Genomic DNA, 15777 nt, shown 5'->3' with positions numbered 1-15777 from the left:
AATTTTAATATTGTAAAAAAAAAAACAACATCTCCCACTCTAACACTTTAATATCTTATCACTTATAACACCTCACCACCCTCAAGCCAAATTCTATAACTATTATCCTTAAATTTATAACAACCTTAGCTTTCCATTTTGGAAATTTGTAATATAAATTTAAGAATCATGGAACAACAGTATAAAATTCTCGGAATGACCTGTTCCGGTTGCCAGAAAAAGATATCTAACCAACTGAACAGTATAGACGGGGTAAAGGCTGATGTAAATCTGGAAAACAATACCGCAACAATTACTTCTGACCACGAAGTTGAACTTTCAGTTTTAAACGATGCATTAGCAGAGATAGGAAAATACAGACTTGAAGACCCTAACAATCCTGAAAAAGCATTTGTAAAACCTCAGGATCGTGTCTCTCCATCCTCAGTATATTATTGCCCAATGGAATGCGAGGGAGACAAAGTATACTTCAAGCAAGGCGAAAGATGTCCGGATTGTAATATGTACTTAGTTCCTATTGAAGAGAAACTAGCTAAGGACCCTAACCACAAACCCACATATTCATCCACCAATCTTCCTGAAAATTTCAAAAGCAGTGTTGGAAAATACTATTGCCCGATGTTTTGTGAGGGAGATAAGGTATATGATGAAAAAGGAGATTGTCCCGTATGCCATATGCATTTAGAAGAGATTACAAACGATCTTGCAAAAAATGCAGGCGAACACCATCAACACTCGCATTCACATGCCCACAATCATAACCACAGCCATCATCATGAAGCCCCGAAGGTTACAGATGAAATGGCCGGAAAATATTATTGCCCAATGTATTGCGAGGGAGACAAAACTTATGACTCCAATGTAGGATGTCCGGTGTGCGGGATGGATCTTGTAAAATATCCTGAAAAGAAAACAGCAAAGTACACCTGTCCGATGCATCCTGAGATTATCCGAGATGAACCCGGAGACTGCCCAATCTGCGGAATGGACCTGGTAAGAATGCCCGACAACGCAGACGATGAAGAAGATGAAACCTATAATATTCTAAAAAGAAAATTCATCACCTCACTGGCGTTTACAATTCCTGTTTTCATTCTTTCAATGGGCGGAATGTTTATTAATTTTCCTTTTTCTCATCAGATTCAGGGATACATTGAACTAGCTTTAACGCTTCCTGTTATGTTCTATTCAGGTTGGTTTCTGCTGAAAAGAGGCTGGGTATCATTTAAAACATGGAACCTTAACATGTTCAGTCTTATCGCACTGGGAGTGGCAGCAGCATTTATTTTCAGTATTGCAGCATTGGCTTTTCCTGATATTATTCCACATGAAATCAGAGGACATAATCATGAAATTCCATTATATTTTGAAGCGGTTTGCGTCATCCTAACCCTTGTTATTTTAGGACAGTTAATGGAAGCCGCAGCCCATAAAAAGACAGGAAACGCCATCAAGGAACTGATGAATTTATCACCAGATGAAGCCAATCTGATTGTGAATGGGGAAGAAAAAAGAGTTTTACTTTCACAGGTAAAAATCGGAGATATATTAAAGGTTAAACCGGGTGAAAAAATTCCTGTTGACGGAAAAATTACAGAGGGAAATTCTATTGTAGATGAAAGCATGATTACGGGAGAACCCATTCCTGTTGAAAAAAGTGTGGACGAAAAGGTTTCCTCAGGAACCATTAACGGGAATCAGGTCTTTATTATGAAAGCTGAAAAGGTAGGTGACGAAACTCTCCTTTCTCAGATTATTAAAATGGTCAATGAAGCAAGCCGCAGCAGGGCTCCTATCCAAAAGCTTACAGATAAGGTTTCAAAAGTATTTGTTCCTGTAGTAATCCTTATTGCGGCACTTACCTTTGTATCATGGCTGTTTTTCGGTCCGGAAGGGAAAAGAAGCTTATTCGCTTTTGTTAATGCAGTAGCAGTTTTAATTGTAGCCTGTCCGTGTGCTCTAGGCTTAGCCACTCCAATGTCCTTAATGGTAGGAATTGGAAAAGGTGCCAAAAATGGTATTCTGATTAAAAACGCAGAAGCTCTTGAACAAATGAACAAGGTCAATGTTTTAATCACTGATAAAACAGGAACTTTAACGGAAGGAAAACCTTCTGTAGAATATATTGAAACTGTCAATAATGAGGACAAGAAACAGCTTTTAAAGCTTGCATTTTCCTTAAATCAAAATTCTGAGCACCCACTTTCCAGTGCTGTGATCAAAAGGGCAAAGGAAGAGAAGATATCAGCAGAAAAAGTAGATCAGTTTGAAAATGTTTCAGGTAAGGGAATAAAAGGAAACATCAATGGTAAAACAGCTTACCTTGGAAACGAAAACCTATTAACCTCCCACCAGATTCAGATTCCAAACGAGTTGAAACAAAAAGCAATTGAAGTACAATCAAAAGCACATACCATTTCCTATATCGCACAGGATCATCAGGTTTTAGGGTTCATCAGCTTTACAGATAAAATTAAAGCCAGCTCCAAAAAGGCTGTAGAACGATTAATGAGTGAAGGGGTTGACATTATTATGATGACCGGAGACAATGAGCACACCGCAAAAGCTGTTGCCGCAGAACTTGGAATCAAGCACTTTAAAGCAAACTGTCTTCCGGAGGATAAATTAAATGAGGTAAAAAAATTACAGCAACAAGGAAAAGTTGTAGCCATGACCGGTGACGGAATCAATGACTCCCCTGCTCTTGCCCAGTCAGATATAGGAATTGCAATGGGAACCGGTACTGATGTTGCCATAGAAAGTGCAGAAGTCACTTTATTGAAAGGAGATATCCTTGGAGTAGCAAAGGCAAAACTCTTAAGTGAAAAGCTTCTTAAAAACATCAAAGAAAACCTGTTCTTTGCATTTATCTATAACGTATTGGGAATCCCGGTTGCAGCAGGATTATTGTATCCTTTCTTTGGAATTCTATTGTCTCCGATGATTGCAGCAGCAGCCATGAGTGTAAGCTCACTATCTGTGATATTAAATTCATTGAGATTAGATTCAGTAGATCTGGATATAAAATAGCATTTTAAAATTTCAATAAAAAAGAACCCTTTTCATCAAGCCATGAAAAGGGTTCTTTTTATATTCATTAAATAAGCTTTAAAACTATTTGATTTTTATCCTTGCTAAAATTTTATAAGAGGTTTTATGAAAATTAATTTTCTTTCAAAAAAAGAGTTAAAAATTATTTTTTAATAATTAATTCTCCTACCTATGAAGAATTTTAAAATCCGAACATAAATAGAGAAAACCTATCGTTTTGACAATTATAAATGTTAAGATTTAAAGAAAACAGAATTATTAGTTACCTATAAAAGATTTAACAAAGATATCCTTTAAAATAAAGTTCTTAAAATATCCTTAAAATAGCAAAACACATGAATCAATGGCATATAATTTGTTAACATTCAAGGGTTATTTTTAACGATTTTTAACAATTTAATTTCCATTACCCTTATGAGAAAAATTTTTGCGGGAAAGTCAAGAAATAGGACTTTTCTCGGGATGTTTGCATTGGTGAGTGCAACTACTGTTCTAGTAAACAGCTGTAATTTTAAGAATGAAGTGAGTGACTCTGTCAGCTCGCAGGAACATCCTACCGCAGAACCCGTCACCCAGATGGATGAGGAAAATGTAGACCCGGACAAAAGAGTAATCTATCTTACCTTTGATGATGGTCCCAACCAGGGTACAGAAAATCTTTTAAAAATCCTTGACAAAAGAAATGTGTGTGCAACTGCTTTTTTAGTTGGAAAGCATGCATACGGAAGCACAAGACAAAAGAAAGACTTTGAACTGTTGAAGCAAAATCCATTGATTGAACTAGCCAATCACAGCTTTACACACGCTCATAACAAATACACTGATTTTTACAGAAACGCAGAAAGTGTTGTTCATGATTTTGACATCGCCAAAGACAGCCTTAAGCTTCATGATAAAATAGCAAGAACTCCCGGTAGAAATATCTGGAGACTAAACAATATTAATGTAACCGATATTAAAAGCTCCACTGCGGCTGCAGACGGCCTTAAAAAAGCAGGATACAAAGTAATTGGCTGGGATCTTGAATGGAGACCTTCCCAAAAAATGACATTGAAAGGAAGCCATGAAGCCATGCTGAAAAAAGTAGACAGCATCTTCCTGAATGATCTTGAAAAGACATCAAGACACCTTGTATTCTTAACTCACGACCAATATCTTAGAGATACAGATTCTATCAATGAATTGGATCTGTTTATTGAAAAACTACAGAAAAGCAACCGATTTGTTTTCAGAAAGATTTCTCAATATCCGAAGATAAACGAGGTTTTGAATTAATCTACTTTATAAAAATACAGGGTAAAATGTATTGTTAACTGGGAACTCTCAGGTAAATTTCGGAAATTTGCATTTATGAGTATTAAGGAAAATTATCAAACGATAAAGGATCAGCTTACGTCAGATGTTCAACTGGTTGCAGTTTCAAAAACGCATCCGGTTTCTGCTATACAGGAAGTCTATGATCTGGGGCAAAGAGTTTTTGGAGAAAACAAGGTTCAGGAATTGATGGAAAAATATCCTCTCCTGCCTAAAGACATCCAATGGCACCTTATCGGACATTTGCAAACCAATAAAGTGAAGTATATAGCTCCATTTATAGATACCATACAAAGTGTAGACTCTCAAAAACTATTAGCTGAAATCAACAAGGAGTCAGGAAAAAATGAAAGAACAATTAAAGTTCTGCTTCAGGTAAAAATAGCAGCCGAGGAAAGTAAATTCGGACTTGAAATATCAGAAGCTAAAGATTTATTCCAACAGTATATTGATGGAGGTTTTCCTCACATTGAGATTACAGGCTTAATGGGAATGGCTACTTTTACGGATGATGAACAACAGGTGAGAAATGAGTTTTTAACTTTAAAAGGTCTTTTTGATGAATTAAATCAACTAAAACCATTAAAAACCTTATCAATGGGAATGAGTGATGATTTCCCCGTAGCCATTGAATGTGGGGCCAATTCTGTAAGGGTTGGATCCGCCATTTTTGGGAGAAGAGACTATTCTAAATAGAATTTTTAGGTATAGTTTTTGCTAATAATTGAAACAAAAAATTTAAATTTGCAACTATGCAAAAAATCCTTATAGTAGAAGACGAAAAAGCAATCTCGGGAGTACTTCACAGTATTCTGTCTGATGAACTTACAGAATATGAATTTGTTATCGCTGAAGACGGCCTTGAAGGTTACAAGCAGGTAGAAAAAGAAGATTTCGCACTGGTGATTTCTGATATCAAAATGCCTAAACTTTCAGGAACTGAACTTTTAAAGCAAAGTCTTATATTAAAACCAGAAACTACTTTTATCATGATCTCAGGTCACGCAGATATTGATTCTGCTGTTTCCTGCTTGAAAGAGGGCGCATATGACTTTATTTCCAAGCCAATTGACATCAATAGACTGATCACCAGTGTAAAAAATGCGCTGGCTAAGGAAACCCTGAAGAAAGAAAACAAAAATCTTCAGACTGAAAACAAAACCTTAAAGAGAAAAGTTAGCAAAAAATACCAAATGATCGGTACCTCTCCTGCCCTGCAGAAGATTCAGGATATGATCGAAAAGGTAGCCGTTTCCGATGCCAGAGTTTTGATTACAGGACCCAATGGTGCAGGAAAGGAATTGGTAGCTCATGCTATCCACAACCAAAGTGAGCGTGCAAGAGGACCAATGATTGAAGTAAACTGTGCTGCAATCCCATCTGAACTTATTGAATCTGAGCTTTTCGGACATGTAAAGGGATCTTTTACAGGTGCTATCAAGGATAAGCAAGGAAAATTTGAACAGGCTAATGGCGGAACTATCTTCCTTGATGAAATTGGAGATATGAGCCTTATTGCTCAGGCTAAGGTATTGAGAGCGCTTCAGGAAAGCAAAGTTTCTCCTGTGGGAAGTGATAAGGAAATAAAAGTTGACGTAAGAGTAATTGCGGCGACTAATAAAAATATGCAGAAAGAGATTGAGGAAGGGAAATTCAGAGAAGACCTTTACCATAGACTTTCTGTAATTGAAATCTATGTTCCGCCATTGGATGACAGAAAAGACGATATCAAATTATTGGTTGAGCATTTCTCCGGTATGATTGCTGATGAGCATGGTACTGCTATGAAAAAGTTTGATGATAAAGCTATTGATGCTTTAAAAGCACTTTCATGGACTGGAAATATCAGAGAATTAAGGAATGTTGTGGAAAGATTAATTATTCTTGGTGGAAATACTGTTTCTGCGGATGACGTTGCAAGTTTTGTAAGGAAATAATAAAGCTATTATTTACAATATTATAAAAATTTGCAGTATCACTACTGCAAATTTTTTTTTGGACTGTTTGAATTATAAACTATATGAATCTTAAAATATTATGAAATTTTTAAACAAAAACTACACAAAAGAATGCCTGACTTTGGCTCTGCCTGTGATGCTCACCCAGGTAGGGCAAGTTTCAGTAAATTTATTCGACAATATTATTGTTGGAAAACTTTTGGGAGCAGATGCCTTGGCGTCTGTTTCATTAGGAAATGCAGTTTTTTTCTCCATATTTGTATTGGCACTTGGATTTTCATTTGCAATCCCGCCACTGGTTTCAGAAGCACACTCAAAGGAGGATCATGCTACTATTAATTCCGTGTTTAGTCATGGTTTTGTCATCAATATGGCAGTGGGAATTATTCTTATGCTTGTCTTATTTGCGGTAATGCCTCTACTTCATCATTCCGGACAGCCAGCGAAGATTATTCCGGACACCATAGGCTTTTTAAGTATTATGGTGGTCAGCATGATACCCATTATGGCTTTCCAGACGCTTCGTGAAGTATCAGAGGGCCTATCCTATACAATTGGTGTTACTAAGGCTACTATTATTGCTAATATCATCAATATTGCCCTAAACTATGTGTTTATCAAGGGACTTTGGGGAATACCTCCAATGGGGGTAAAAGGATCTGCGCTAGCAACTCTGATCTCTAGAATATTTATGGTTGTTTTCCTTTATTTTGTATTGATTAAAGAAGAGAGAACAAAACGTTATATCAAAGACTTCTCATTGAAAGTACAGGACTTCTCTAAGGCTATGTTTGATAAAATGGTAAAACTGGGATTACCTACAGCTTTACAGATGTTCTTTGAAGTAACTGCCTTTGCAGGCGCTGCCTTTATCTGCGGATTGATCTCTGCACATGACATTGCTTCTCACCAGATTGCATTGAGTATGGCTTCGTTTACATTCAACCTTTGCGTTGGGTTCAGTGTAGCTTCTACCGTTATGATTGGAAGAAAATTGGGTGAACAGAATTTTGTTGAATTAAGAAAAGTCGGAATCAATAATTTAAAGATTGCATTTATATTTATGTGCATCTGCGGATTATTCTTCGTACTAGGCAGAAATATATTACCGACATTCTTCACGAAAAAAGAAGAGGTTGAAGTCATTGCTCTGGCTTCAAAACTAATGATTATTGCTGCTTTATTCCAGCTTTCTGATGGAATTCAGGTAACAGCATTAGGAATGCTGAGAGGTTTGCAGGATGTTAAAATACCATCCATTTATACCTTTATCGCTTACTGGGTTATTACGATTCCTTTAGGATATTTCTTCTGTGTTACCCTGGAAATGGGAGCCTTTGGAATGTGGATCGCCCTTGGACTTGGATTAACGGTATCAGCTGTTTTCCTTGTTAAACGATTCCTGAATATGTCTGCCAAGAGAATTAAGCAGAATATATAATACTGAAAAAGGCTGTTTCAATAGAAGCAGCCTTTTTTTATTATTATAAACTTATACGTTATAACTTTTCAAATATTAATTAATCGAATTAAATTATAATCCCGCCATATCCTATATACGTCAATTTTGCACCTTCTACAAATTCATTAAAACTTGTATTTATATCAGCATTTTCATTGTAGAGTTCAAAATAATATTCATCAGGATTCACACTATTCTTCAATAAATTCTCTAATTTTTCTTGTTTTAAGGATCCATTTTCCTGAACAAACACCCATAGCTTAAATCTTTTAGTTTGAGGATCTGTACTAAGTAAAGGTAATTCATCTATAACTGAAATTCTTAGTACTGGACTTCCGTTAATCCTTACTGGATTTAACAATCCATTTTCAAGAATAAATTTATATTTATCATCCAAACTTTCAGAAAATTCAATAACATTAATAACATTCATGACAACCCTATTCTTTTCAATTCTGATTTGTGATCTCAAAAATCTTGAATGTTCTTGCCTTTGATATTTGGTTTCAAAATGCTCTTTTGCAGAATGATATTTTCCGCTATTAATATGGTCTAATTGTCCTTTTCCTTGAATAAAAAAAACAAAAGCAAATAGAACCATTAGTATATTATTCATGGAAAGGAAATTAATATTCTATTTAATTCTTTTACCTAAAATCACCAAACTTCTTTCAACCCCATCCAAAACAGCTACATCGGGAAGCTTTCCCCAATCTTCAAATCCAAAGTACCTAAACAACTTCAGACTTGGCTCATTATGAAGAAAGATAAGCGCTACAAGGTTGTTCACTCCAAATTTTCCGGTATTATCAATACAATACTGAAGAATGGTCTTACCATAGCCTTTCCCTCTACAGCTTTCATCCAGATAGATACTCACTTCCACCGTTCCGTTGTACGCAGGTCTTTCGTGGAATGAACTAAAGCTTACCCATCCTATAATCTGATCTTCGTGGTCTTCAACAATCCAGAGTGGCCTTGTTTCAGGATTATGCTCATTAAACCATTTCTGCTTGCTTTCTACAGAGACGTCCTCCACATCAGCTGTCACCATTCTTGAAGCAATTGTGGAATTATATATGGCCACGATTTTATCTAAATCTACCAACTCAGCATTTCTGAACTTTAATTCTTCCATTGATATTAAATCAAACTTATTTTAATACAAAAATAATAAATTTTCAAAACACCCCTTTAGAATTCAACTATTTTATATAAATAATAATGTTAAAATCAATTAAACCCCTTAAAAACAAAAACCAAAACCTTTTTTTTTAATATTTAAATTCGCAAAGGCGCGATGGATCTGATCGTATTTGATATTTTAAGACGCAAAGATTTTATCTCCGATAAAATTGAATACTGCTCATTTTACTACTCCCATTTCCAACGAAATTATTTCAAATCTTTTAAAATTCTATTTAAGCTTCTCACTGTAATTCCCAGGTAGGCAGCCATATTTTCCTTTGAAATTTGGATATTCTGTTTTGACTGCATTTTAAGCAGTTGTGCCAATGTATGTTCTATGGTATAAAGTTGCTGATAAGAAGCCCTGCTGGAAGTATTAATAATCCTTTCAGCAAAGGAATCTAGTAGCAAGTTGTTCAGGATAAGATCACTTTTAATCAGGTTCTTAAAATGATTCAGATTGATGGTATACACTGCAACATCAGTCAATGCTTCAATACCACACAAACAAGGAATATTTTTTATCAATTCTACCTCTCCAATAATCTCTCCATTCCCCAAAAACTCAACAATATATTCCTTACCATTTTCTTCTCCAAAATAACATTTTACAATGCCATCTTTAATGAGCATGACTTTGGAAAGAGGCTGATCCTGATTTAATAACCTTTCTCCCTTGGGAAAAGACTGTAACACAATATCTTCTCCATTCTGGTTATGATAAAGCTCTTCAAGATAGCTTAAAAATGATTGATTCGTCCGTAACATATTCATTCGGGACAATTGTCCTTTTCTGTTTTATTTTTTATGTTGAAATTTGAACCTGAAAATTACAAAACTAAAATGAATAATCACATTACGACTATAGCCTTTGATGCAGATGATACTCTTTGGGTGAATGAGCCTTATTTTCAGGAGGCAGAAAAAGAATTCTGTATACTCTTAGAAGATTACCTTCCTCAGCACTCTGTTTCTCAGGAATTATTTAAGACCGAAATGCAAAACCTGCATTTGTATGGGTATGGGGTAAAAGGCTTCATGCTTTGTATGATTGAAACCATCAGCAGAGTTAGCAATAATACAGCCTCTTTACAACTGGTTAACAAAGCCATTGAATTGGGCCAGGAACTTCTGCAAAAACCCATTGAGCTTTTGGATGGAGTTACGGATACGCTGGACAGTTTAAAAGGGAAATACAGACTGGTTGTAGCAACAAAGGGAGATTTACTGGATCAGGAACGGAAGCTTAAAAATTCGGGATTACAGGATTATTTCCACCATATTGAGATCATGAGTGACAAGAAAGAAAATGATTATAAAAAGTTATTGAAGCACCTTGACTGTCAGCCAGAAAATTTCCTGATGCTAGGAAACTCCATTAAGTCTGATATTCTACCTGTTTTGGAAATCGGAGGATCTGCAGCACATATTCCTTATCATGTAACATGGAACCATGAACAGCATGATGTGAATCTGGAGCATGAGCATTTTATGGAACTGAAAAGCATTGATGAAATATTAAAATACTTATGATTTTTAAGCTTTAAGGCTGCATTTTTTCACTTAAATAAAAAAGAGGTTGTTTACAGTAAACAACCTCTTTCTATATATTATTTTTTCAAACATTTTTCAAGGAACTGATCCTGTTCCCATAAAACATGCAGAATATTTTCTTTAGCCTGGTATCCGTGGGATTCTTTTGGAAGAAGAACCATTCTTACCGGAGCACCAAGGTTTTTCAAGGCCTGGAAATATCTTTCAGTCTGTAATGTAAAAGTCCCTGGGTTGTTATCTGCATCACCATGAATTAAAAGTAATGGTGTTTTCATTTTATCAGCATTCATAAAAGGAGACATCGTGTTATAAACCTCCGGAACATCCCAATAATTTCTTTGCTCACTCTGGAATCCGAATGGAGTCAATGTTCTGTTATATGCCCCACTTCTAGCAATACCACATGCAAAAAGATGAGAATGAGTCAAGAGATTGGCAGTCATAAAGGCCCCATAGGAATGCCCTCCTACAGCCACTTTCTTTTTATCAATATATCCCAGTTGATCTACCGCGTTGATGGCAGCATCTGCATTGGCAACCAACTGAGTAATAAAGGTATCATTGGGTTCTGTTTTTCCTTCTCCAATGATTGGGAAAGCGGCATGATCCAGCACAGCATATCCCTTAGTAGTCCAATATACAAAAGATCCGTAAGTTGGAAATGTAAAGTCATTATCATTCTGAGTACTTTGACCTGCTGTATTTTTATCTTTATACTCTCTTGGGTAGGCCCAAATTAACAATGGAAGCTTTTCTTTTTTCGCTTTTCTGTCATAATTTGCGGGCAGATAAAGAATACCACTCAGGGTAACACCATCATTCCTTTTGTAGGTAATAACTTCCTTGTAAATATCCTTGATACTTTCAAAAGGATTCGCAAAATAAGTTACAGCTTCTGTTTTATTAGATTTAATATTCTTTTTAAAATAATTTGGATACTGGTTTGAAGCCTCCTGAGTTGTCAAAATCTCTCCTTTCGATGGATTTAGAATATCAACGATATTTTCCTTTGCATTCTTGATGTTTGACGTATAAAGTCTTTTCTTTTTCAGCGATTTAACATCCATTTCATCAATAAAAGGATGCTGTCCGTCTTTTGTAAATCCGTCACCTATCAGATAAGTCTTCCCTCCTTTCATATCAATAACAGACTTTCCGTATTGATTTTTTACCTTGTTAAATTTCCCTGGATCACTATAGACATCCTGAACATTTCTGTCATCAATAACTCTTGCTTCTCCATTATTAAGGTCAATCAGGAATGATTTTGTGTTTCTGGTGTCATACCATTCTTCAGAAACTACAGCGTAATGATCATTGGTCCAATTAATATCTTCATATCTCTGCTTCATTTTAAAGAAAGACTTTGGAGCCGTTGTAAATGGAGCTTCCCATGTAAAGATTTCATCTCGATATTCGGCAGCTTTATGTTGATTTCCTCCGTCAAGTGCTTCAGTATACACTAGAGTTGCCGGAGCGTCGCTTCTCCAATTCATATCTCTTTTTCCTGTTCTTACTGATGAAAACCCCTTTGGCATAATCTCATTAAGCGGAACTTCGTTTACCACTTTCACAACATTTCCCTTCGTATCATACACAGTTGATGTTGAGGGAAATCTGTTCAGTGGAACAATATAGGAGAATGGTTTTTTGATTGTGGTTGTCAATAAGTAATTACCATCCGGAGAAAAGCTTAACCCTGAATACATATCTTTATCCATAAGCTTTTTAAGGTTTCCGTTCAGATCTACGTTATAAACTTCAGAAGATACAAGAACCTCAAAGTTCTTCTCATCCTGTGGATTTTTTAAAAGATCCTGATATGTTCTGTTTTGTGAAACCTTTCCATCTGCTGTAGAAACAATAGGTCCTGTTGGAAGATCCTTGCTTGAATCAATCAAGGCAGGTCTGTTCTGAGGAAGCGTTCTTATCAATAGACTTTGTGAATCATTATACCAGATATATGGATATCCTAAGTTTGCGTTCAGGGTATCTTGTGTAATCTTTTTTGCAGTGGCAGTTTGCATGTCTATGATCCACAGCTCTACTCCTTTATCCGTAGTATTGGTAAAGGCTAGTTTTTTTTCATCCGGTGAAAATAAAAGATGTGCAATTTTAGCTTCTGATGGTAGATTTTTTACCTGAGTCTCATTTTTATCCCCGATCTTTCTTATTTTAAGATTATTAAAATAAGTAACCGTACTGGCAATATTAGTAACCGGATTGATTCTTAGTCCTCCCAGTTTCATTTCCTGCTGGTTAAGATCATTCAGAGTTTTATAAGCCGGTCTATAGGTAAACACAACCCAGTCTTTCTTACTGTTCATCAAAACGGCAGGCGGCCTGTCATAATCTGCCAGTTTCAGAATTTCTGCAGAAGGCTTTTGATAGGTAATATTCTCCTGTGCATCATAAAAATTGAGAAATGCCAGAAGGCAAATTGTCAGCTTTATCTTCATATAGATTCATTTTCCACGAATGTAGTGATTTTTGAATAATTACCAACATACCAAATCACGTAGAACATCTGAAAACAAAGACAATTTCAAATATAACTCCAATAAAAAAAGAGCATCAATTGATGCTCTTTTATATTATATTCAGTAAGTTTATTACCAGTCTGAAGCTCTTTTTCTTCTTTCAATCATATGATCTACAGAAACCTTTCCGGCTCCGATAATCATCAGGAGAAGATAAACAGAAAGATAAATAAGACTCATTTCTCTTTTTTCAAAAGGGTCTGCCCCATGAACTACAAATCCTGCAATGACCATCGTAAAGATCAAAAAACCTAAGGAAATCCTTGTAAAAAGTCCTAATATCAGTAAGATTGAACAAGCAAATTCAGCAATTACCGTAAGAATCAGTGAAATCTGTGGACCTAATCCCATAAAATCGAAAAATTCAATTTTACCGCCCGCCAATAACATTTGGAGCTTTGGATATCCATGAGAAAGCATTGCAAAACCTACAAACACTCTCACTGCCAATAAAATAATATCTTTAGGTATTGAGCTTGAATTTGAATTATTATAGTTCATTTACTAAAAAATTTAGACTAAGTTAATAAAAATCTTTTAATACAAAGGAATCTACAGTGTTTTTAGTCTATCTGTACCCGAAATTCTTCAGGTCTCGGTCATTCTTTCTCCAATCCTTTTTCACCTTTACGAATAAATTCAGGTGAATTTTTTTGGAAAAGAATTTTTCAAGATCTAACCTCGCATCTGTCCCTACTTTCTTGATAGCCTCGCCTTTATGCCCAATAATAATTCCTTTCTGGGTATCTCTTTCTACATAGATAATAGAATCTATAAAGATAATTCCCTCTTTTTCCTTAAACTGCTCGGTAACCACTTCCACAGAATATGGAATTTCCTTGTCATAGTTTAAAAGAATTTTCTCACGGATAGCCTCATTTACAAAGAACCTTTCCGGTTTGTCTGTATACTGATCCTTATCATAGTAAGGTGGATTTTCAGGTAATAAAGACTTTAACTTAGGTAGGATAATTTCTGTATTAAAGGCATTCAGGGCAGAAATTGGAAGAATTTCAGCTTTAGGAATTCTGTTGTGCCAGTCTTCTACCAGTTTTTCAAGACCAGCCTGATCTGTTTGGTCTACTTTGTTTAATAAAAGAAGTACAGGAACAGGAATTTTATTTAATTTATCAATCAGGAACTCTGATGGTTCAGCTTTATCAGTTACATCTACAATAAACAGGAATACATCAGCATCCTGTAGGGAATCCTTTACAAAATCCATCATTTTTTCCTGCAATCCGTATTTAGGATCCAATACTCCGGGAGTATCAGAAAATACGATTTGAAGATCCTCTTCATTATAAATACCAAAAATTCTGTGACGGGTTGTCTGGGCTTTCTGCGTTACAATCGCCAACTTCTCTCCCATCAATTGGTTAAGTAGTGTAGATTTTCCGGCATTCGGCTTTCCAACTATATTTACAAATCCAGCTTTGTGCATAAAAATAATATTACGAACTGCAAAGTTACTAAAACAAAATTGGTCTTTACGGTTAATCTCAATATTTAAAAGAAAAAAGAGAGTTATATAATCTTATGATATGCTGCAAAGAGATATTTTAATAAAAACAGGATTAACATTTTTAATCAAAAGATTACAGTACAACCAAATTATTTAATATCGTTATAAAAAATCATCAGATTATTTTGTATCACATTACTTAAAACTGATACTTTTGAATATTAGAATTCATATTTATGAATATAGACCAGATTCTTGATCAAATTTATATACTTCCTGAGGCTTCCAAAAATAGCTTAAAAGAATATATCACAGAAGTTTCTCATCCAAAAGGATATTGCCTGATGGAGGCAGATAAGGTGATACCACACCTCTATTTTATCCGTAAAGGAATTGCACGTGCTTATTCTTCAACATCCGACAATGATATTACATTCTGGTTCGGAAGCGAGGGACAATGTATACTTTCCATGAAAAGCTATGTGGAAGACAAACCCGGTTATGAAAGCATTGAGCTGCTGGAAGATTGTGATTTATACAGACTGGAAACAGAAAACCTCAGAACATTGTTCAATGAGGATATTCATATTGCCAACTGGGGCAGAAAACTTGCGGAAGCTGAAATGATAAAGTCGGAAGAGCTCATCATTTCAAGACAGTTTAAAACATCATTGGAACGGTATAAGGATATTATCCTGTATCAGCCGGATTTATTAAAGAGGGTTCAGCTGGGTCACATAGCCTCTTACCTTGGGATTACACAGGTAAGCTTAAGCAGAATTCGGGCAGAGATAAAATAGTTTTTTTTAACAATTGTAAAATTTTTTCTGCTCATAAATTCTGAAATTTGCAGTAGAAAAATTTACAAAATGAATTGGATCATATTAGTTATCGCAGGATTATTTGAAGTTGCCTTCGCTTCATGTTTAGGAAAGGCAAAGGAGACATCAGGAACAGAGATGTATCTTTGGTACACAGGCTTCCTGATAACGATGACTATAAGCATGCTTTTGCTTATCAAAGCTACCCATACATTGCCTATCGGTACGGCTTACGCTGTATGGACAGGAATTGGAGCGGTAGGAACTGTCTTAATGGGAATTTTCTTCTTTAAGGATCCGGTAAGCTTCTGGAGAATATTCTTTATCATTACCTTAATTGGTTCTGTAATTGGATTAAAAGCGGTTTCTTCTCACTAAGAAACAGGAACTGTAAAAATAATTTCTATCTAGTTTAAATATAAAA

General features: G+C 35.5%; 14 protein-coding genes. 8 read left to right on the top strand and 6 right to left on the bottom strand.

Features of this window, described 5'->3' with window-relative positions; genetic code table 11:
* Nucleotides 1-168 precede the first annotated feature (168 nt).
* The 5 genes from EG359_RS01625 (at nucleotide 169) to EG359_RS01605 (ending at nucleotide 7764) form a co-directional block, all read left to right on the top strand.
* The gene (locus tag EG359_RS01625) at nucleotides 169-3030 is read left to right on the top strand and encodes a heavy metal translocating P-type ATPase (protein ID WP_076355645.1); all 2862 of its coding nucleotides are present in this window, start codon (nucleotides 169-171) and stop codon (nucleotides 3028-3030) included.
* A gap of 435 nt (nucleotides 3031-3465) precedes the next feature.
* Nucleotides 3466-4326, top strand: a complete 861-nt coding sequence (locus EG359_RS01620) for a polysaccharide deacetylase family protein (RefSeq protein ID WP_076355647.1) — start codon at nucleotides 3466-3468, stop codon at nucleotides 4324-4326.
* Nucleotides 4327-4401: 75 nt separating this feature from the next.
* Entirely contained in the window at nucleotides 4402-5061 is a 660-nt protein-coding gene (locus tag EG359_RS01615) for a YggS family pyridoxal phosphate-dependent enzyme (RefSeq protein ID WP_076355649.1), read from the top strand.
* A gap of 56 nt (nucleotides 5062-5117) precedes the next feature.
* A complete protein-coding gene (locus EG359_RS01610) occupies nucleotides 5118-6302 on the top strand; it encodes a sigma-54-dependent transcriptional regulator (protein ID WP_076355651.1) in 1185 nt (394 codons plus the stop codon).
* Nucleotides 6303-6402: 100 nt separating this feature from the next.
* Nucleotides 6403-7764: an MATE family efflux transporter gene (locus tag EG359_RS01605; protein WP_076355653.1), complete on the top strand. Its 1362-nt coding sequence runs from the start codon at nucleotides 6403-6405 to the stop codon at nucleotides 7762-7764.
* A gap of 88 nt (nucleotides 7765-7852) precedes the next feature.
* Here EG359_RS01605 and EG359_RS01600 read toward each other — a convergent pair whose 3' ends face one another.
* The 3 genes from EG359_RS01600 to EG359_RS01590 all read right to left on the bottom strand — a co-directional run bounded on the left by EG359_RS01600 (nucleotide 7853) and on the right by EG359_RS01590 (nucleotide 9741).
* Nucleotides 7853-8401: a hypothetical protein gene (locus tag EG359_RS01600; RefSeq protein WP_123867244.1), complete on the bottom strand. Its 549-nt coding sequence runs from the start codon at nucleotides 8399-8401 to the stop codon at nucleotides 7853-7855.
* 18 nt (nucleotides 8402-8419) lie between these two features.
* On the bottom strand, nucleotides 8420-8923 hold the full coding sequence (locus EG359_RS01595; protein ID WP_076355657.1) for a GNAT family N-acetyltransferase: 504 nt from the start codon (nucleotides 8921-8923) through the stop codon (nucleotides 8420-8422).
* A gap of 257 nt (nucleotides 8924-9180) precedes the next feature.
* Nucleotides 9181-9741 carry a Crp/Fnr family transcriptional regulator gene (locus EG359_RS01590; RefSeq protein WP_076356030.1) on the bottom strand — a complete coding sequence of 187 codons (561 nt, stop codon included), beginning with the start codon at nucleotides 9739-9741 and terminating at the stop codon, nucleotides 9181-9183.
* A gap of 75 nt (nucleotides 9742-9816) precedes the next feature.
* On the opposite strand from EG359_RS01590, the gene EG359_RS01585 reads away from it, so the two are divergent.
* The gene (locus tag EG359_RS01585) at nucleotides 9817-10506 is read left to right on the top strand and encodes an HAD family hydrolase (RefSeq protein ID WP_076356032.1); all 690 of its coding nucleotides are present in this window, start codon (nucleotides 9817-9819) and stop codon (nucleotides 10504-10506) included.
* 77 nt (nucleotides 10507-10583) lie between these two features.
* Here the strand turns inward: EG359_RS01585 and EG359_RS01580 are convergent, their stop codons facing one another.
* The 3 genes from EG359_RS01580 to era all read right to left on the bottom strand — a co-directional run bounded on the left by EG359_RS01580 (nucleotide 10584) and on the right by era (nucleotide 14511).
* Complete coding sequence (locus tag EG359_RS01580; RefSeq protein ID WP_076355659.1) at nucleotides 10584-12986, bottom strand: alpha/beta hydrolase family protein; 2403 nt, start codon at nucleotides 12984-12986, stop codon at nucleotides 10584-10586.
* Between the two features lie 153 nt (nucleotides 12987-13139).
* Nucleotides 13140-13568: a DoxX family protein gene (locus tag EG359_RS01575; protein ID WP_076355661.1), complete on the bottom strand. Its 429-nt coding sequence runs from the start codon at nucleotides 13566-13568 to the stop codon at nucleotides 13140-13142.
* A gap of 67 nt (nucleotides 13569-13635) precedes the next feature.
* Nucleotides 13636-14511: a GTPase Era gene (gene era / locus EG359_RS01570; RefSeq protein WP_076355663.1), complete on the bottom strand. Its 876-nt coding sequence runs from the start codon at nucleotides 14509-14511 to the stop codon at nucleotides 13636-13638.
* A 257-nt stretch (nucleotides 14512-14768) separates the two neighbouring features.
* Here era and EG359_RS01565 point away from each other — a divergent pair, with 257 nt between their 5' ends.
* Nucleotides 14769-15332 (top strand): Crp/Fnr family transcriptional regulator, encoded by a 564-nt coding sequence (locus EG359_RS01565; protein ID WP_076355665.1) that lies wholly within the window; start codon nucleotides 14769-14771, stop codon nucleotides 15330-15332.
* A gap of 69 nt (nucleotides 15333-15401) precedes the next feature.
* A complete protein-coding gene (locus EG359_RS01560; protein WP_076355667.1) occupies nucleotides 15402-15731 on the top strand; it encodes a DMT family transporter in 330 nt (109 codons plus the stop codon).
* Nucleotides 15732-15777: the final 46 nt, after the last annotated feature.

The organism is Chryseobacterium joostei, from assembly GCF_003815775.1.
Classification (GTDB): Bacteria; Bacteroidota; Bacteroidia; order Flavobacteriales; family Weeksellaceae; genus Chryseobacterium; species Chryseobacterium joostei.
This window is presented reverse-complemented; position numbering and strand designations above follow the sequence as displayed.